This is a genomic window from Mesorhizobium sp. BR1-1-3 (assembly GCF_020165455.1).
In the GTDB taxonomy this organism is placed as follows: domain Bacteria; phylum Pseudomonadota; class Alphaproteobacteria; order Rhizobiales; family Rhizobiaceae; genus Mesorhizobium; species Mesorhizobium ciceri.
On the sequence record NZ_JAIUIC010000004.1, the window covers coordinates 186,095 to 204,785 of the forward strand.

The window sequence follows — 18,691 nt, forward strand, 5'->3', positions numbered from 1 at the left end:
CGTTTGAACCGCGTATCCGGCTGGCTGCCTCAGAAGAGCTTGCGATAGACGACAAAGCCGGAGTGTTCGGCGACCTTGTCGTAAAGCTTCATTGCCGTGTGATTGGTCTCATGCGTCAGCCAGTATACCCGGCCTGAACCGGCTGCCCGGGCGCGCTCGTAGACGCTCTCGATCAGCGCCCGTCCGATGCCTTTGCCACGCGATGCCTGCGTGGTGAAAAGGTCCTGCAGATAACAATTCGGCGCGATCGCCGTTGTGCTGCGATGGAAGAGATAATGCACGAGGCCGAAAAGCCGTCCCTCGCTTTCGGCCACCAGCGCGTGGACCGGCTCATAGGCATCGAAGAAACGCGACCATGTCATCTGGGTAATCTCACCCGGCAGGGCCGTTTCGCCCGAGCGGCCATAAAATGCATTGTAGCCGTCCCACAGCGGCAGCCATTGCTCGAAATCCTGTCGCGCAACGGGGCGGATGACGATCGGGCTGGGCATGGCTGGAACCTGTTGTCGTTGCTGCACAGGCGAACAGAGCGCAGGCCCGAGAGATGGGCAATGGGCCAGCCCCTGCAAAGCTCTCAACATTCTCCATAATGTCGGCGCGACCGCATCGGCGTGCTTTGCTTGACGCTTCGCCGCCGTGTCTCTAGGACGTGCCGGCAAGCTAGCCTGTGCTGTCGAGGCCACCCGTGACAATTGAAATCCCCGCCCATATGCATCCCAGCCGCTCGTTCCAGGGGCTGATCCTGACCTTGCACAACTATTGGGCGGCCTATGGCTGCGTCATCCTGCAACCCTACGACATGGAAGTCGGTGCCGGCACCTTTCATCCGGCAACGACGCTGCGCGCGCTCGGCCCGAAACGCTGGAACGCTGCCTATGTCCAGCCATCGCGCCGCCCCAAGGACGGGCGTTATGGCGAGAACCCGAACCGGCTGCAGCATTATTACCAGTACCAGGTGATCCTGAAGCCGAACCCGCCCAACTTGCAGGAACTCTATCTCGGCTCGCTGGCAGCGATCGGCGTCGATCCGCTGCTGCACGACATCCGCTTCGTCGAGGATGATTGGGAAAGCCCGACGCTGGGCGCCTGGGGTCTCGGCTGGGAATGCTGGTGCGACGGCATGGAAGTCTCGCAGTTCACCTATTTCCAGCAGGTCTGCGGTATCGAATGCGCACCGGTGGCCGGCGAACTCACCTACGGGCTGGAGCGGCTGGCCATGTATGTGCAGGGCGTCGACAATGTCTACGACCTCAACTTCAACGGCCGGGAAGGCGCCGACAAGGTCACCTATGGCGATGTCTTCCTGCAGGCCGAGCAGGAATATTCGCGCCACAATTTCGAACACGCCAACACGGCGATGCTTCTGCGCCACTTCGAGGACGCCGAGACCGAATGCAAGGCGCTGCTCGATGCCGGCGCGCCGGCATCGAACGACAATCTGCCGATGCACCGCATGGTTTTCCCGGCCTATGATCAGTGCATCAAGGCCAGCCATGTCTTCAACCTGCTTGACGCGCGCGGCGTGATTTCGGTCACCGAACGGCAGAGCTACATCCTGCGGGTGCGCAATCTGGCGAAGGCCTGCGGTGAGGCGTTTTTGAAGACGCAGGCGGGTGGCCTGGCGGCCTGAGTCTCAGGCCCGCTTCATCATCTCGAAGGAAGCTTTGATCGGCAGTATGTTCTGGCTGCTGGCACCGTCGATTGTGCGCAATGCCTGTCGAACGCCCGGCATCGAGAAGGTACCGTGAGCCTGCGCGGTGAAGCAGGCGCCGAGTGCGAGGATCTGCAGAAGTCTGGATGCCGTTTTCATGGTCTTTGAGCCAATAGTTCCCTGCCTGAGCGTGGGTCGCTTCAGCGCTGCGTTCGGTTCATGGAAATCTTTGATCCAAGGACGGGTGGCGCGGTCTCGTCCCGACAGGATGGCCAAAATTTCTGGAAACGGGCGCAAATCGGCGATCCCCGTGCGGAAAGGGTGACAGCGGCCAGCCGAGTTGCTATGCCCCCGCCCGGACCATTTTGCCGCGTGAGCCCCATCCATGCCTGACCTGCTTCTAGAACTCCGCTCGGAAGAGATTCCCGCCCGCATGCAGCGCAAGGCGGCTGGCGATCTCAGGAAGATGCTGACTGACGGCCTGGTCGAGGCGGGACTGACCTATGAAGCGGCGCGCGAGTACTGGACGCCGCGGCGTCTGACGCTCGATATCAGGGGCCTGACCGCGCGCTCGAAGGATATAAACGAAGAGATCAAGGGGCCTTCGACATCGGCGCCCGAACAGGCGGTCCAAGGCTTCCTGCGCAAGGCCGGACTTTCCTCGATCGCCGAGGCGCATGTCCATTCCGATCCGAAGAAGGGCGATTTTTATGTCGCCCACATTTCGAAGCCGGGCAGGGCGGCCGAACAGATCATCGCCGAACTGGTGCCAGGCATCATCCGCAATTTTCCGTGGCCGAAATCGATGCGCTGGGGGCCGGCTTCGGCCAAGCCCGGTTCACTGCGCTGGGTGCGCCCGCTGCAATCGATCCTGTGCACGTTCGGCCCGGAGACAGAGGAGCCTGTCGTGATCGATTTCGAGATCGACGGCATCCGCTCCGGCAACATCACCTATGGCCACCGCTTCCATGCGCCTGATGCCATCACGGTGCGCCGCTTCGACGACTATGTTTCCAAGCTGGAAGCGGCCAAGGTCGTGCTCGATGCCGACCGGCGCAAGGAGATCATCCTTGCCGATGCCCGCAATCTCGCCTTCGCCAACGGGCTTGATCTGGTCGAGGACGAAGGGTTGCTGGAGGAGGTGTCCGGACTGGTCGAATGGCCGGTCGTGCTGATGGGCGAGTTCGAGGAGGCATTCCTTGCCATTCCAGCCGAAGTGATCCGACTGACCATCCGCGCCAACCAGAAGTGCTTTGTGACGCGGCCGCAGGGTGTCGACGACGCGCTTTCCAATCGCTTCATTCTAACCGCCAACATCGAAGCCAGGGATGGCGGCAAGGAGATCGCCCACGGCAACGGCAAGGTGGTGCGCGCCCGCCTGTCCGACGCGCTTTATTTCTGGACGACCGACCAGGGCGATTTGCCTGACCTGGCTGAGCTCGAGGCATCGGCGGAAAAATTCGGGCTTGATCTCAAGAAGCCGCTCGACCAGCGCATGGCCCGCCTCGACCATCTCGGCGTGACTTTCCACGCCAAGCTCGGCACGCAGGGCGAACGGGTGGAGCGGATCAAGCGATTGGCGGAAGAACTGGCTCCGATCGTCGGCGCCGATCCCGCACTCGCGCGCCGCGCTGCCGTCTTGGCCAAGGCAGATCTCACCACTGAAGTCGTCGGCGAGTTCCCGGAACTGCAAGGCGCCATGGGCCGCAAATATGCGCTGCTTCAGGGCGAGCACGCATCGGTCGCCGCTGCAGCGGAGGAACACTACAAGCCGCAAGGCCCGTCCGATCGCGTATCGAGCGATCCGGTTTCGATCACAGTGGCGCTTGCCGATAAGCTCGATACGCTGGTCGGTTTCTGGGCAATCGACGAAAAGCCGACTGGGTCGAAGGATCCCTATGCGCTGCGTAGAGCGGCGCTGGGTGTGGTTAGAATATTGGTCGAGAATGATATTCGACTGGCGCTGGCAGCCATCGTCGGGAAAGCGTCTGACCTTCTGTCCTTCTTCCACGACCGCCTGAAAGTCTACCTCCGCGATCAGGGCGCCCGGCACGATCTCATCGATGCCGTCATCACGCCGCAGTCCGACGACCTCTTGCAGATCGTCCGCCGCGTCGAGGCGCTCGGCGCCTTCCTCGACACCGAGGACGGCAAGAACCTGCTCGCCGGCACCAAGCGCGCGGCCAACATTCTGGCTGCCGAGGAGAAAAAGAAAACGGCGGTCGCCGAAACCGTTGAGCCGGCGCTGTTTCGCGCGGATACCGAGAAATCGCTGTTTGCGGCGGTGAACCAGGCTGAGAAGCAAGCCGGCGAAGCGATTCAAAACGATGATTTTTCCGGCGCCTTGCTGGCGCTTAGCGTGTTGCGCGAGCCGGTTGATTCATTCTTTGAGCATGTTCTTGTAAACGATGAGGATCAGGCGGTGCGTGCCAACCGCCTGGCGCTGCTCGCCCGCATCCGCGCGGCCACCGGTCAGGTCGCGGATTTCTCCAGGATCGCAGGTTAAGGCGAAGAAAATATTCTCTGCTACCGGCCGTTCGAGCCGGCTTACAGTCATATGGCGATGATCTGTCCGTGGCAAAAGGGATATGTTCCCCAACCCCACGGAGGCTTCCATGAATTCCGATCACGACATCGAAGTGACAGAAGAAACTCCCGCCGAGGCGCTTGAATCCGCTTCCGAAACCATTCTCGATCATGCCGCCGCCGCAGCGATCGAAGCCGCTGACCTGTCTGATGACGACGAAGACGGCGACGATGAAGAAGGCGAAGAGTCCACCGAAGCTGCCACGCTCTCGGATGACGACGAAGATGAAGACGAGGACGAAGACGACGCCGAGGACAGCGTGAAGGCTGAAGGCGACGAGTCCGAAGAAGAAGACGACGACGACAAGGAAGAAGCGGCCTGATCTTTTCAGCCGCCGAGTCTATCGATGGCAAGGCGGCGCCGAGGCGCCGCCTTTTGCTATCAGCCGTCCCCGAAGCCGACTGTCAGCCGCCCCGGCGACGGCCCCTCAGTTCTCGAGAATGCTGACGCGCACGCTGTTTTCGTAGACGTCGACCTGGATCAGCGGTTCGCCATTGACGATGGCGCGCTTGGTCGAGGAACTCATCGCGCCGCCGCGTTCCAGCATGCGCTGCAGGTCGGCGCGCTGGTCGTTGGTCCTGAACCAGCCATCAGCCTCGTCGTCGCTGTCACGGCGGTGGAATTTGTGCCAGTTGGCGCGGTCCTGCCGCACCATCTGCGCGGCATTGTCCAGCGCATAGCCGTCACTCGCCTGATGATCCCGATCGGAAATGCGCGCGACATAGGATCCCAGCATGTCGTCGGCATGAGCCGCGACGACGCCAAGCAGTGACGCCAGCAATAGGCCTGCTCCGGTCACGATTCCAGATTTTCTCATGCTTTCCCCCTTTACCCCTTAGCGATGAAATCCCGTCTGCCAGAACCGCCTGACGAAATACAGGCGATGGCGTCTGGCGGCTGAAATAAACCGAAACCGAGTTTGTTTGGCAATCGTGCGCCGGGCGCCAGATCGCCGTCAAGTCACGCCTTCGATGTCGGCTGTCTTTGAGGCGGGGCTACTTGGTGTAGCCGTTGGGAGGCATGCGCTGCCCTGCTGCCGGGGCCGGAGCGCTCGGCGGGGCGGGTTGGTTCTCGGCGTTCCCTGAGGGGGCAGCGGAAGCGGTGGCCGTTGCCGGCGCGGTGCCAGCGGCCGGCGCGGCACCGGTCGCTGGTGCAGAGGTTGGCGCGGGTGCCGGGAAATCGGGACCGGTAACGCCGCCACGAATGACCATCGGGCCTGGCTGGAAGCCGTGCCCGGTCGCGGGCTTGTCCGGGATCGCCGCTACCTTTTCATCGGTGACGTCGGGCTGTGCTTCCCCTTTTGCCACCACCGACAGCGCATCGCTGGCGTTGACTGCATCGGCGGTTCCAGGCTGGTTAGGAGCGCCGATCCTGACGATCGACGGTGTGGAGGATGGCGCGCCTGGAAAAACCAGGGATGACGCCTGGGCTTCGCCGGCCGCAACAGCAAGAATGATACCCAGCAGGATACGCGCAGACACTGATGTCGCTCCCCTTTGCCCAGAAGCTGTTCGATAGCAGGCCGGAATTGATGCCGGCTTTCGTGGAAACATAGCATTTTAGGGATTGATAAATCGCCAATGCTCCTGCTCGCCAACAAACGGTTACCCAACAGCCGACTTGCCCAATGGCCGCCATCGTACTACGCACCCCGCATCTGTGAGGTGACGAGAGTGGCTGAAATACTTGGCTCGGGCGAGGCGCTGGAGCGGGCGCTGGCGCTGCTCAGGGAGGGCGATGTCGTCGCCATCCCGACGGAAACCGTCTACGGGCTGGCCGGCGACGCGACCAACGGCATCGGCGTCGCGCGCATCTTCGAAGCCAAGGGGCGGCCGCGCTTCAACCCGCTGATCGCCCATGTCGCCGACATGGCGATGGCCGAGCGCCTCGCGCTGTTCGATCCGCTGTCCAGGAAACTGGCGCTGGCGTTCTGGCCCGGTCCGCTGACGCTGGTGCTGCCGCAACGGCCCGGCAACGGCATCCATCCGCTGGTCACCGCCGGGCTCGATACAATCGCCTTGCGCATGCCGAGGGGCTTTGGTAGCGATCTGATCGCCAGGCTCGGCCGCCCGCTTGCCGCGCCCAGCGCCAATTCATCCGGCAGGATCAGCGCAACGACCGCGCAAGCGGTGGCAGCCGATCTCGGTGCGCGGATAAAGCTGGTGGTCGATGGCGGCGCGACCCCGGTCGGGCTGGAATCGACGATTCTCAAGGCCGAGGGGGAAAGAATGCGGCTGCTGAGGCCCGGCGGCATCGCCGCCGAGGAGATCGAGGCGGCCATCGGCATGGAACTGTTGCGCGGCGGCACCGCCAGTATCGAGGCGCCGGGCATGCTTGCCTCGCATTATGCGCCAGGTGCCGCGATGCGGCTCAATGCCGGCACGGTCGGCGAGGGCGAGGCTTTGCTCGGCTTCGGCAGCCAACGGGCGGACGGCTGGCGCCGCGCCGAAGCCTTCCTCAATTTGTCCGAAACCGGGGACCTGCGCGAAGCGGCAAGCAATCTGTTCGCTTGTATGCAGGCACTCGACCGCAGCGGCGCGCGCACCATCGCCGTCGAGCCTATTCCCTGCGACGGGCTCGGCGAAGCGATCAACGATCGGCTGTCGCGTGCAGCCGCCCCTCGTGACATCACGCAACCCGCAACATAGTTTCCCCCATGATCGAAATCACAAAGACACTCGATCCCGCCCTCATCGATCGCTTCACGGCGATCGTCGGCGACAGATATGCACTGCGTGATCAGCAGGACATCGCGCCCTACCTCATTGAGCGACGTGGGCTTTGGCACGGCGCGACGTCGCTGGTGCTGCGGCCGGGCAGCGTCGACGAGGTCAGCCGGATCATGCGGCTGGCGACCGAGACGGGAACGCCGATCGTGCCGCAAAGCGGCAACACCGGGCTGGTCGGCGCGCAGGTGCCGGACAGGTCCGGGCGCGAAATCGTCCTGTCGCTGTCGCGGCTGAACCGCATCCGCGAGATCGATATCCTGTCCAACACGGTGACGGTCGAGGCCGGTGTCATCCTGCAGACGCTGCAGGAGGCAGCCGACGCCGCCGACCGGCTGTTCCCGCTGTCGCTGGCCGCGCAAGGCTCCTGCCAGATCGGGGGCAATCTTTCCTCCAATGCCGGCGGCACCGGCGTGCTTGCCTATGGCAATGCGCGTGAACTTTGCCTCGGTGTCGAGGTGGTGCTGCCGACCGGCGAGGTGTTCGACGACCTGCGCAAGCTGAAGAAGGACAACACCGGCTACGATCTGAAAAACCTGTTCGTCGGCGCCGAAGGCACGCTCGGCGTCATCACCGCCGCCGTGCTGAAGCTGTTCCCGAAGCCGAAGGGGCGCGAAGTCGCCTTCGTCGGCCTGTCGTCGCCCGAGGCGGCACTTTCGCTGTTCGGCCTGGCCATGGACCGTGCCGGGGCAGCACTCACCGCTTTCGAACTGATCGGCAGGCGGCCATATGATTTCACCCTGGCGCATGCCCAGGGTGTGGTGCGGCCGCTGATCGAGGACTGGCCGTGGTACGTGCTGATGCAGATTTCATCAGGCCGTTCGTCGGAGGATTCGAGAGCGTTGATCGAGGATGTGCTGTCGGCTGGCCTCGAACAGGAATTCGTCGGCGACGCCGTCATTGCCGCGAGTCTCGCGCAGGGCGATGCCTTCTGGAATTTCCGTGAGTTGCTGCCCGAGGCGCAGAAACCGGAGGGCGCCTCGATCAAGCACGACATTTCGGTGCCTATTGCCTCGATCCCGCGTTTTATCGAAGAAGCCGCCGGCGCGGTGGCGTCGGTGAGCGCCGGCGCGCGCGTGGTCTGCTTCGGCCATATGGGCGACGGCAATCTCCACTACAACATTTCCCGGCCCGTCGACGGCGACGATGAGGCGTTCCTCGCTCTCTATCACCCCATGAACAAGGCGGTGCACGATGTGGTGCGCAGCCTGCACGGTTCGATCTCGGCCGAGCATGGCATCGGCCAGTTGAAGCGCGACGAACTGATCGCCACCGCGCCGCCGACGGCGATCGATCTGATGCGAAGGGTGAAGGCCGCTTTCGACCCGGCCGGCATCATGAATCCGGGTAAGGTTATCTGATCCTTTCGACATCTTGTGGTTGGTGGGATTCCGATAACCATCCCTGAGATCAGCAAAATTTAACCGACTTTCTTAAGCGGGGCGGTAAGGAGCCCGCGCTACTGTCTCCATACAAACGAGGCTGGAAAAACCGGCCCGGAGAGAACCGGACACCGGCTCTCAGGAGACAGACAGGAAGGCCACTCTATGAACACCGGACTGAAGCCAGTCTGGGCGGGACGCAACATGCGTCTCGACCCATTCCGCCTGCCGCAAGTGGTGAGCTACGCGACTCGCGACGACTACGGCGATGTAACCTTCACCATCGACCAGCGCGGCGCCGTGATCCGCCGCTTGCTCGAGATGAGCGGCCTGCCCGCGATCATCGTTCTGCCTTCCAATGCGTTCCGCGGCGTTGCCGCCCGCGCCATGGAGGATCCGGACGGCAATGTCACGGTGACCCTGGAACTCCTGCACAACGACCCGATGCTGTCGGTGCCGCTGCTGGTGGCCGACGATCTCGACGATGTCGCAGCCGACTGGCGCGCCTGGGCCGACGCTTACCGCCTGCCGATGCTGCTCATCGAATCGGACGGCGTTGCCCGCACCCTGGAAGAATCGCTCGGCGCCGCCATCAAGACGCTGCCGCCGCAGGATCGGCGCAAGGGGCGGATTTCGAACACGCGCCGCCCGCGTTTCCTCGCTCGCCGCAGAGCTGGCGACCTCGGTCTCAGGCTGGTCATCGACGGCCAGGAGATCATTTCGAGGGATTAGGATGGATCTTCCTTCTCCCCCTGTGGGAGAAGGTGGCCGAGCGAAGCTCGGTCGGATGAGGGGTGTTCCAGCTTGGCAACGCCGGCACTCCGTCCAGCACCCCTCAACCGTCTTGGCGCTGCGCGCCAATCCACCTTCTCCCACAAGGGGAGAAGGGAAAAAGCCCGCTAAACCAGCGGCTTCAGAGCCACCCACACAGCGCCGCCGATCAGGCCGAGGAAGATCAGCCAGCCGACCTGGTTGTTCGACCTGAACAGCCGTAGGCATTGGTCCGGATTGTCGATATCCAACACGGCGATCTGCCGCACCATATGGGCGCCGGCGGCGATCAGCCCGGCCAGCGCCACCACCGGCGCCTGCGCCGACGCGAAGGCGATGGCAAAGCAGATCAGCGCGCCGCCATAAAGTCCGGCCAGCCAGGCCTTGGTGTTGTCGCCGAACAGGCGTGCCGTCGAGCGCACGCCGACAATGGCGTCATCTTCCTTGTCCTGGTGCGCGTAGATCGTGTCGTAGCCGATCACCCACAGGATCGAGCCGATATAGAGCATGACAGCAGGCCCATCGAGATCGCCGAACTCGACCGCCCATCCCATCAGCGCGCCCCAGGAAAAAGCAAGGCCGAGCACAAGTTGGGGCCAGTTGGTTATCCGCTTCATGAACGGGTAAATGGCTATGACCGCCAGCGAACAGATGCCGAGCAGGACGGCGAAGCTGTTGAACTGGATGAGCACGACGAGGCCGACCAGGGCCTGCAGGACGAGAAACAGCCATGCCCGCCGGCGCGTCGCCTTGCCTGACGGCAGCGGTCGCGAGCGCGTGCGCTCCACCTGGCTGTCGATGTCCTCGTCGACGAGGTCGTTGTAGGTGCAGCCGGCGCCGCGCATGGCGATGGCCCCGACCAGGAAAAGCACGAGATACAAAGGCGCCGGCAGCAGCGAGAGCAGCGGGTCGCCCGGACGCGGATAGGCGCTCGCCGCCAAGGCCGCCGACCACCAGCACGGCCACAGCAGCAGTTGCCAGCCTATCGGCCTGTCCCACCGCGCAAGCTGCGCATAGGGCCATATCGAGCGCGGCAGCACGCGGTAGACCCAATGGCCGTTCGGCGCATCGGCGACACGGCCCTGGGCCGCTTTCGACTGGATGGTTTCCATGCCCATGGAGTGGCAGCAGCGGCGGAAACCGTCAAGCGGCAAGCGGAGACGCGGCGCCCGTCAGCCTTTCACGAGGCAAAGATGTCGCGGGTGGCGAACCAGTCCTTGGCCACCTCGACGAAGGCCAGCGCTGCATTCGACACACGCTGATGCGTGTCATGGGTAAGCAGGATCCGCTGCATGGGCAGCGGATCGGACAGCGGCCTGCAGATGAGCGGCAGCCCGTCATAGCTGCGGTCGCCATGCGGGCGGGTGTAGCTGACCGCAACGCCGAAGCCGTTGGCGACCATGCTCCGTTGCAGTTCGAACGAGCTTGTCGTCATGTCGGCCACAGGCGAAAGGCCGCGGCTGCGGAACAGGTCGAGCATATGCTGCCAGCTGTGCGGCTGGTCGGTGGTGATCAGCGGATAGGCGGCCAGATCGGCAAGGCTGACCGACGGGCGATCCGCCAGGGCATGGCCTGCCGGCAACAGCGCGTGCGGGCGAAGTTCACGCAGCATGATGCGGGCGAAATGCGTCGGCAGGCTGAGATCATAAGTCAGGCCGAGATCGATGGCCGCGTCACCCAGCCGTCGACCCAGCGTCTCGAACGTCTCGTCGCGAACGACGATCTTGACGGCCGGATAGCGTTCGGAGAAGGCGCGGATCAAAGCCGGCGCGAAGAAAGGCGCCAGATCCTCGAAGCATCCCAACACCAACTCGCCGCTGACAGCCGATTTGCTTGAACCCAGGCCGATGAGTTCCTCCGTTTCGGTGAGAACCTGCCTTGCCTTGGCCACGACGGCGCGGCCGAACGATGTCGGCGACACGCCGCTTCCCCGCTGGCGGACGAACAGTTTCTGGCCGAAATTCTTTTCAACCGCGTCGATCGCCACCGAAATCGAAGGCTGAGAGACGTTCAGCATCTTTGCCGCGCCGGTGACGCTGCCGTGACGCGCCACGGCAACCAGATAGCGCAGCTGCGTGAGAGTCACACTCATAGGGGCATTCTATATGTCAGATCGAAAGTTATTATTTTACCGAATGACTAACTGTTGCGATAGTGGCTTTATTCCAAGAGGAGAACGCCATGGCTTCCCGGACTGCCACCCTCGACGCCACCAGGATCGGCGCGTCCACGATTGCCGATTATCAGCGTGACGGCGCTGTTTGCATTCGCGGCGCCTTCAAGGGCTGGGTCGACACGATTGCCGCCGGCATCGAACGCAACATGCAGAACCGCAGCGCCACCGCATCCGACATAGCCAACGGTCGCGGTAGTTTCTTCGATGACTACTGCAACTGGGAGCGCATCCCCGAATTCGTCAGCCTGGTACGGGACTCACCCGCCGCCGAACTGGCGGCGGCGGTGATGCAGTCGCGCACCGCGCAGTTCTTCCATGATCATGTGCTGGTGAAGGAACCCGGCACGCAGAAGCCGACGCCCTGGCATCAGGACATCCCCTACTATTTCGTCGATGGCCAACAGACGGTGAGCTTCTGGATACCCATCGACCCGGTGAAAGAGGCGACGCTGCGGCTGATCGCCGGCTCGCACAAATGGGACAAGATGATCCTGCCGGTGCGCTGGCTCGACGATAGCAATTTCTATGCCGGCGAGGGCGACTATCTGCCGGTGCCCGATCCCGACAAGGATCCGTCGATGAAGGTGCTCGAATGGGAAATGGAGCCGGGCGACGCCATCCTGTTCGACTTCAGGACCGCGCATGGCGCGCGTGGCAATATGACCGCGGCGCGGCGCCGGGCGCTGTCGCTGCGCTGGGTCGGTGACGATGCGCGCTATGTCGAGCGGCCGGGCCGTACCTCGCCGCCCTATCACGGCCATGGCATGCAGCCGGGCGAGAGGCTGCGCGAGGACTGGTTTCCGGTGGTTTTCTCCGCCTAGCGAATCGCCAGAAAATTGGCCGCGGGGATAACGTTCCCGTGCGCAATTGCGATCTAAACACCCTGATGCCTTGACCCGTCGCCCGGAGAGCAATAGCGGGTCTCCAAGAGACTGTTTCGAAATTCGCTCTGGCGAGTCATATGGTGGTGGTTTCGAGAACCGCAGCGGAGCGGACATTTGGTCCGTGAGCTCAGTTCTACTGCACGCAGTAGAACGGGAAGCGCAGAAAACGCCATCAGATGGCCGCCAGAGCAGAATTTCGGCATCAAGAGGTGGCCATGAACGTTCTTCTTCTGGGCTCCGGCGGCCGCGAACATGCGCTCGCCTGGAAGATCGCCGCGTCGCCGCTGCTGACGAAGCTTTATGCCGCCCCCGGCAATCCGGGCATTGGCGGCGAGGCCGAACTGGTCAAGCTCGACATCGCCGATCACGCCGCGGTCACCGCATTCTGCCGGGAGAAAAAAATCGACCTCGTCGTGGTCGGTCCGGAAGGCCCGCTGGTCGCCGGCATTGCCGACGATCTGCGCGCCGAAAATATCCGCGTCTTCGGTCCCTCCAAGGCAGCGGCACGGCTGGAAGGCTCGAAAGGTTTCACCAAGGACCTCTGCGCCCGCTACAACATCCCGACCGCCGCCTATGGCCGTTTCAGTGACCTGGCCTCGGCCAAAGCCTATGTCGAAAAGACCGGGGCGCCGATCGTCATCAAGGCCGACGGGCTCGCTGCCGGCAAGGGCGTCACCGTCGCCATGACGCTCAGTGAAGCACAGGCAGCACTCGATGCCTGCTTCGATGGTTCCTTCGGCGCCGCCGGCGCGGAAGTTGTGGTCGAGGAATTCATGACCGGCGAGGAGGCGAGCTTCTTCTGCCTCTGCGACGGTACCACCGCACTGCCCTTCGGCACCGCGCAGGATCACAAGCGCGTCGGCGACGGCGACACCGGTCCGAACACTGGCGGCATGGGGGCCTATTCGCCGGCACCGGTGATGACGCCGGAACTGGTCGAGCGCACCATGCGTGAGATCATCGAGCCGACCATGCGCGGCATGGCCGAACTGGGCGCGCCTTTTTCCGGCGTGCTGTTTGCCGGGCTGATGATCACCGACAAGGGGCCAAGACTGATCGAATACAACACCCGCTTCGGCGATCCGGAATGCCAGGTGCTGATGATGCGGCTGAAGGATGATCTGCTGGTCCTGCTCAACGCGGCAACCGACGGCCAGCTGGCACATACTTCGGTGCGCTGGCGCGACGAGGCGGCATTGACCGTGGTGATGGCGGCGAGAGGCTATCCCGGCACGCCGGAAAAGGGCTCGGTCATCCGCGGCGTCGAAGATGCGGCAAACGACGGCGTCCAGGTCTTCCACGCCGGCACCGCCATCAATGGCGGCGCGCTGGTGGCCAATGGCGGCCGCGTCCTCAACGTGACGGCATCAGGCGCCACGGTCGGCGAGGCACAGAAACGAGCCTATGCTGCGCTCGACCGCATCGACTGGCCGGACGGGTTCTGCCGCCGCGATATCGGCTGGCAGGCGGTGGCGCGCGAACAGGGAGCCTGAAGTCCGCGTTGGCTTACCGCTGGCCGCGATCGAGTTCGGTGGACGCGGTGCTGAGCGGATCGGCAGCGGCAAAGGCAGCGTCGAGTTGTGCGGGCGAACGCCGCTCGGTCCGCTTCCAGGCGACATATTGGACAATGCCGAAACTCGGTCTCCTGGGCACCGTCTTCACGACTGGCATGCGGAAGCCGTCGCGGAAACGGGACCAGCGTGTGCTCAACGCTGCGACCATGTCCTCGAAAGTCGGCGGCGCGGCCACAGACGCATAGGTGATGGTGACATTGCCGGCGAGGCCGGCCTCGCGTGAAACCGGTAGCGGTATGGAGGCGAGATAGTCCGGCGGCACGTCGATAAGCCCGCCGAACGGCCATTGCGCGCGCAGCGTTGCGGCGTCTGTCGGCGCGACATTGACGTCTATGTCGTTAGGCGTGCCGGCAACCCTGTAAGGGCAGCGGAAACGGCCGCAATTGGCTTGCGCCGAAAACTGCCACAGTGCGTAGCCTTGCCAGTTGCCCATCGGAAAATGCACGTCGATGTCGTTGGTGTAGCGGGCATACCAGAGCGGTAGCCGCGACAGGAGCCGGTATCGGTAGCTGTTGTCGGCAATGTACTGGGCGGTCTTGCCGTTGGTGTACAGCACCGGGAAACGGCCGATGCGCCGATGCACCTGGCGCACGAACTCCTCGGCGTCGTCGAGCGACATCCATTGCGAGGGATCATTGCCCTCAATGTCGAGAGCCATGAGATCGTCCGGCGCAGGCTCGGCGAAATCGAGGAAATTGTTGGCCTGCTCGACCGGATTGCCGGGGCGGGCAAGGTGATAGGCGCCCCATTTCAGGCCGAGTGCCTTGGCCACCACCCGGCGCGTCTGGAACAGTTCGCGCGTCACCGCATGGCGTTTCCACAGCGCCTTGCAAAGCTTCACCTCAATGTCGTTGCCCAGGCAGAAATAGGGCGGCGGCATGCCGTCGGAGGCCTTGTTGATGAAGCCGACGACCCGCTTGTCGGTGGCGAGTTGGGCCCAACCGATGGAATTGTATTCGTAGGCATCGACCACCAAAGCGCGGTCGGCGTTCTTCCAGGGTTCGGAAAAATCCGAAGCCTTTGCCGCCGTGGACAGCGCCATCGTCGCCGCCAAGGCGAGAAGCGCCAGCGCATGTCGCCCAAAAGTGTGCAGCGGTTTTGGGGCAACGACATGCGGAGGAAACAATGGCTTGAAGGGCGTCGGCACGACACTCTTCAAGCGGCGAAGGAGGCGCGCCGTCCTTTCCAAAACAGGGAATCCCCGTTGATCAAAGACAAATCCTGAACGGCTATGGTTAAGGAAGTACTTTCGGGGCTGACTTCAGAAAAGCTGGCGACGCATCAGCTGCTAGAATTCAAACGGGTCCGGAGCCGGCTCTTGCCGCAGCGTGCCCTCGGCGGCGCGTTTGCGGTGGTGGGCGAGTGAGCATTGCGGCGAGCATAATATGCCGCGATCCGACCAGTAGGCGGCCCCGTGGTCCAGTCTGCCGCCATGGTAGCAGAACCCCTCCGCTCGATAGGGCAGGCCGCATTCGATGCAGCGATAGGCGTCGGGTCTGGCAAGCATGGGCGGTTCCGGTTGGCTGGTTCTGATCCGTCGCCGGTCGACTTGATCCGGCATGGATTGAACTTAATACGCGCCGCCGCGATTGCAAAATCCGCGTGACAAAATTTGACGTTTACGTAAAAAGAAGATGGGAGAGCGCTGATACGGCGGGTGGTTTTGCAGCGGCACCGGCTCTAGGATTGGACGGGCCGATGCATCGGGAGGAGTGAGCGGCATGTATAGGGCACCGGTCGAGGATATTGCTTTCACGCTCAAGCACGTCGCCGGCATGAAATCGGCGCTCGATGCCGGCAGGTTCGGCGATCTCGGCGATGACCTGGTCGATGCCGTTCTTGGCGAGGCCGGCCGCTTCGCCACTGAAGAGGTCGCACCGCTCTACACGATCGGCGATCGGCAAGGTGCCGTGCTGAAGGACGCTGCCGTCACCACACCGCCCGGCTGGAAGGAACTCTATCGCCGCTGGATCGATGGTGGCTGGAATGCGCTCTCCGGGCCTGAGGAATATGGCGGCCAGGCGCTGCCGACCATGCTTGGCGTTGCCGCGCTCGAAATGTGGAACTCCGCCGCCATGGCCTTCGGCATCGGCCCGACGCTGACCATGGGCGCTGTCGAAGCGCTCGACAAACACGCCTCCACAGACCTCAAGGCAAAGTATCTCGAAAAGCTCGTCTCCGGCGAGTGGATGGGCACGATGAACCTGACCGAGCCGCAAGCCGGTTCGGACCTCGCCGCCTTGCGCGCCCGCGCGGAGCCGGTGGGTGACGGCAGCTACCGCATCTTCGGCCAGAAAATCTTCATCACCTATGGCGAGCACGACTTCACCGACAACATCATCCATCTGGTGCTGGCGCGGTTGCCCGATGCGCCGGCCGGCACGCGCGGCATATCGCTGTTCCTGGTGCCGAAATTCCTGGTCGGCGACGATGGCGCGCTCGGCGCGCGCAACGATGTCTTCTGTTCCGGACTTGAACATAAGCTCGGCATCCATGCCTCGCCGACCTGCACCATGATCTATGGCGATGGTTTCCAGGGCGCCAAGCCCGGCGCCGTCGGCTGGCTGATCGGCGAGGAGAACAAGGGCCTCGCCTGCATGTTCACGATGATGAACAATGCGCGGCTTTGTGTCGGCATGCAGGGGGTAGCGGTCGCGGAAGCCGCAACGCAGAAGGCGATCGCCTATGCCAATGAACGCCGGCAGGGCAAGGCCGCGAGCTACACTGGCACGGGTATGGCGCCTATCGTCCATCACCCCGATGTCCAGCGTAACCTGCTGACCATGAAGGCGCTGACCCAGACCGCGCGCGCCATCAGCTATTCCTGTGCCCACGCCATCGACATGGCCCGTGTCTCCGCCGGTGACGAGGCGGCCCACTGGCGCGACCGCGCCAATCTGCTGACGCCGCTGGCAAAGGCGTTCTCGACCGATATCGGCGTCGAGGTTGCCTCACTCGGCCTCCAGGTTTATGGCGGCATGGGCTTCATCGAGGAGACGGGAGCGGCCGCCTTCTATCGTGATGCGCGCATCGCCCCGATCTACGAGGGCACCAACGGCATTCAGGCGATCGATCTGGTGATGCGCAAGCTGCCGCTCGGCGGCGGCGACCATGTGCATGGTTATATCGCCGAACTGGCTGATATGGCCGCAGCGGTGCGGACCTCGAACCTGCAGGGTTTCGGCCGCACCGCCGACGCTCTCGACGCGGCACTTGGCGATCTCAGCGAAGCGACCCGCTTCCTGCAGAAACTGGCGGCCGAAGGCCGGGCGGACGAGGCGCTGGCGGGCGCGACGCCCTATCTCAGGCTGATCTCGCTTGCCGCCGGCGGCGCCTATCTGGCGCGCGGCGCTCTTGCCGATCAAGGCCGTATTCCCCTTTGCCGCTTCTTCGCCGAAAACCTGCTCGGCGAGGTCAGCGCTTTGCGGGCACGCGTCATCGATGGCGCCGAAAGCCTCGCCGCTGCCGGAAAAACGCTGATTTCCGCCTGACGTTCACAAGGAAAGAACCGTGACAGACCATATCCTCGTCGAGCGCCAGGGCGCCATCCAGATCATCCGCATGAACCGGCCGGACAAGAAGAACGCGCTGACGCGCGCCATGTATGCGAAAATGTCAAAAAGTCTGGCCGAAGGCGACGCCGACCCGGAGATCCGCGTCCATGTCTTTCTCGGCGTGCCCGGCGCCTTCTCCTCAGGCAACGACCTTGCCGATTTCATGGTCATCGCCACCGGCGGTGACGGCGGCACCGAAGTCTGGGACTTCCTGATGGCGCTGGCCAGGGTCGAAAAACCCATGGTCTCCGGCGTCGATGGCATCGCGGTCGGCATTGGCACGACGCTCAACCTGCATTGCGACCTGACCTTTGCCACGCCGCGCACCGTATTCAGGACGCCTTTCGTCGACCTTGGCCTGGTGCCCGAGGCGGGATCGAGCCTCCTGGCGCCGCGCATCCTCGGGCAGCAGGGTGCCTTCGCGCTGCTCGGCCTCGGCGAGGGCTTTTCGGCTGAACGGGCGAAGGCCGCCGGCCTGATCTACGAGATCGTCGAGGAAGCAGCACTGGAGGCCTCGGTGCTGGCGGCCGCCGGCCAGATCGCGGCCAAGCCGCCGCAGGCGTTGAAGATCGCGCGCGACCTGATGCGCGGCTCGCGCGACGACCTCGTCGCCCGCATCGGCGAGGAAAGCGAGCATTTTCGCGAGCGCCTGAAGTCCGATGAGGCGCGCGCCGCGCTCACCGCGTTCATGACGAGAAAGAAGGCCTGAGCCTCTTCTTCAGGGATAAAGCCTCGTCTTGTCCCAGGCGCCTTTCGCGTTGCGGCTGAAGACGAGCCGGTCGTGCAGGCGGAACGGCCTGTCGTGCCAGAACTCGATTGTCGTGGGCACGATTCGGAAGCCGGACCAGTGCTTTGGCCGCGGGATCTCGCCGATCGGATAGCGTGCCGTGTATTCGGCCACTGCCTTCTCCAGCGCAAAGCGGCTTTCCAGCGGCCGCGATTGTTTCGAGGCCCATGCGCCGATGCGGCTGCCGCGCGGCCGTGTCGCATAGTAGGCGTCGGCTTCGGCGTCGCTGACGATCTCCACCGGTCCGCGAATGCGTACCTGGCGGCGCAGTGATTTCCAATGGAAACACATCGCCGCCTTCATGCTGCCAAGAATCTCCTGGCCCTTGGCGCTCTCGAAATTCGTGTAGAAGACAAACCCGCTTTCATCGAACCCCTTGAGCAAAACCATGCGCACATCCGGCATGCCGTCGGTATCGACGGTCGCCAGGGCCACGCCGTTGGGGTCGTTCGGCTCGCTTTTCGTGGCGTCGTCCAGCCATGCGGCAAACAGGCGAAACGGCTCGGCAGCCTCGGTAAAGTCACCGCTTGTTAACTCAGTGTCACTCATAGTTTTTCTCAAATTGTCACGAAGATTCTTACAAAGCCAAGATTCTTAAC

Annotated in this window: 19 protein-coding genes; 10 read left to right on the forward strand and 9 right to left on the reverse strand. The window is 63.4% G+C overall.

The window, feature by feature from the left end:
* Positions 1-29: 29 nt before the first annotated feature.
* Positions 30-491: a GNAT family N-acetyltransferase gene (locus tag LB559_RS11045; protein ID WP_224674055.1), complete on the reverse strand. Its 462-nt coding sequence runs from the start codon at positions 489-491 to the stop codon at positions 30-32.
* 218 nt (positions 492-709) lie between these two features.
* Here LB559_RS11045 and LB559_RS11050 point away from each other — a divergent pair, with 218 nt between their 5' ends.
* Entirely contained in the window at positions 710-1,630 is a 921-nt protein-coding gene (locus LB559_RS11050) for a glycine--tRNA ligase subunit alpha (protein ID WP_174299093.1), read from the forward strand.
* A gap of 3 nt (positions 1,631-1,633) precedes the next feature.
* On the opposite strand, the gene LB559_RS11055 is transcribed toward LB559_RS11050, so the two are convergent.
* Positions 1,634-1,948: a hypothetical protein gene (locus tag LB559_RS11055; protein ID WP_224674056.1), complete on the reverse strand. Its 315-nt coding sequence runs from the start codon at positions 1,946-1,948 to the stop codon at positions 1,634-1,636.
* A gap of 88 nt (positions 1,949-2,036) precedes the next feature.
* On the opposite strand from LB559_RS11055, the gene glyS reads away from it, so the two are divergent.
* Complete coding sequence (gene glyS, locus LB559_RS11060) at positions 2,037-4,157, forward strand: glycine--tRNA ligase subunit beta (RefSeq protein ID WP_224674057.1); 2,121 nt, start codon at positions 2,037-2,039, stop codon at positions 4,155-4,157.
* 109 nt (positions 4,158-4,266) lie between these two features.
* Complete coding sequence (locus LB559_RS11065) at positions 4,267-4,560, forward strand: ATPase (protein WP_224674058.1); 294 nt, start codon at positions 4,267-4,269, stop codon at positions 4,558-4,560.
* Positions 4,561-4,665: 105 nt separating this feature from the next.
* Here LB559_RS11065 and LB559_RS11070 read toward each other — a convergent pair whose 3' ends face one another.
* A complete protein-coding gene (locus LB559_RS11070) occupies positions 4,666-5,055 on the reverse strand; it encodes a hypothetical protein (RefSeq protein WP_024502648.1) in 390 nt (129 codons plus the stop codon).
* 178 nt (positions 5,056-5,233) lie between these two features.
* A complete protein-coding gene (locus LB559_RS11075; RefSeq protein WP_224674176.1) occupies positions 5,234-5,719 on the reverse strand; it encodes a hypothetical protein in 486 nt (161 codons plus the stop codon).
* Between the two features lie 192 nt (positions 5,720-5,911).
* On the opposite strand from LB559_RS11075, the gene LB559_RS11080 reads away from it, so the two are divergent.
* The 3 genes from LB559_RS11080 (at position 5,912) to LB559_RS11090 (ending at position 9,078) form a co-directional block, all read left to right on the forward strand.
* A complete protein-coding gene (locus LB559_RS11080; protein ID WP_224674059.1) occupies positions 5,912-6,886 on the forward strand; it encodes an L-threonylcarbamoyladenylate synthase in 975 nt (324 codons plus the stop codon).
* 8 nt (positions 6,887-6,894) lie between these two features.
* Positions 6,895-8,325, forward strand: coding sequence for an FAD-binding oxidoreductase (locus LB559_RS11085; RefSeq protein WP_224674060.1), 1,431 nt, complete (start codon positions 6,895-6,897; stop codon positions 8,323-8,325).
* A 186-nt stretch (positions 8,326-8,511) separates the two neighbouring features.
* The gene (locus LB559_RS11090) at positions 8,512-9,078 is read left to right on the forward strand and encodes a DUF6101 family protein (RefSeq protein ID WP_024502652.1); all 567 of its coding nucleotides are present in this window, start codon (positions 8,512-8,514) and stop codon (positions 9,076-9,078) included.
* A gap of 167 nt (positions 9,079-9,245) precedes the next feature.
* Here LB559_RS11090 and ubiA read toward each other — a convergent pair whose 3' ends face one another.
* A complete protein-coding gene (gene ubiA, locus LB559_RS11095; RefSeq protein ID WP_024503590.1) occupies positions 9,246-10,229 on the reverse strand; it encodes a 4-hydroxybenzoate octaprenyltransferase in 984 nt (327 codons plus the stop codon).
* Positions 10,230-10,297: 68 nt separating this feature from the next.
* On the reverse strand, positions 10,298-11,209 hold the full coding sequence (locus LB559_RS11100; RefSeq protein WP_224674061.1) for a LysR family transcriptional regulator: 912 nt from the start codon (positions 11,207-11,209) through the stop codon (positions 10,298-10,300).
* Between the two features lie 89 nt (positions 11,210-11,298).
* Here LB559_RS11100 and LB559_RS11105 point away from each other — a divergent pair, with 89 nt between their 5' ends.
* Positions 11,299-12,114, forward strand: a complete 816-nt coding sequence (locus LB559_RS11105) for a phytanoyl-CoA dioxygenase family protein (protein ID WP_013532814.1) — start codon at positions 11,299-11,301, stop codon at positions 12,112-12,114.
* A 278-nt stretch (positions 12,115-12,392) separates the two neighbouring features.
* Positions 12,393-13,670, forward strand: coding sequence for a phosphoribosylamine--glycine ligase (gene purD, locus LB559_RS11110; RefSeq protein ID WP_224674062.1), 1,278 nt, complete (start codon positions 12,393-12,395; stop codon positions 13,668-13,670).
* Positions 13,671-13,683: 13 nt separating this feature from the next.
* On the opposite strand, the gene LB559_RS11115 is transcribed toward purD, so the two are convergent.
* Positions 13,684-14,793: a glycoside hydrolase family 25 protein gene (locus LB559_RS11115; RefSeq protein WP_224674168.1), complete on the reverse strand. Its 1,110-nt coding sequence runs from the start codon at positions 14,791-14,793 to the stop codon at positions 13,684-13,686.
* 246 nt (positions 14,794-15,039) lie between these two features.
* A complete protein-coding gene (locus LB559_RS11120) occupies positions 15,040-15,258 on the reverse strand; it encodes a hypothetical protein (RefSeq protein ID WP_013532811.1) in 219 nt (72 codons plus the stop codon).
* Positions 15,259-15,472: 214 nt separating this feature from the next.
* Here LB559_RS11120 and LB559_RS11125 point away from each other — a divergent pair, with 214 nt between their 5' ends.
* Together LB559_RS11125 and LB559_RS11130 are read left to right on the forward strand one after the other, a co-directional pair.
* Positions 15,473-17,242 (forward strand): acyl-CoA dehydrogenase, encoded by a 1,770-nt coding sequence (locus LB559_RS11125; protein ID WP_224674063.1) that lies wholly within the window; start codon positions 15,473-15,475, stop codon positions 17,240-17,242.
* A gap of 19 nt (positions 17,243-17,261) precedes the next feature.
* Positions 17,262-18,014: a crotonase/enoyl-CoA hydratase family protein gene (locus LB559_RS11130; protein ID WP_224674064.1), complete on the forward strand. Its 753-nt coding sequence runs from the start codon at positions 17,262-17,264 to the stop codon at positions 18,012-18,014.
* Between the two features lie 9 nt (positions 18,015-18,023).
* Here the strand turns inward: LB559_RS11130 and pdxH are convergent, their stop codons facing one another.
* Positions 18,024-18,641, reverse strand: a complete 618-nt coding sequence (gene pdxH, locus LB559_RS11135) for a pyridoxamine 5'-phosphate oxidase (protein ID WP_013532806.1) — start codon at positions 18,639-18,641, stop codon at positions 18,024-18,026.
* Positions 18,642-18,691: the final 50 nt, after the last annotated feature.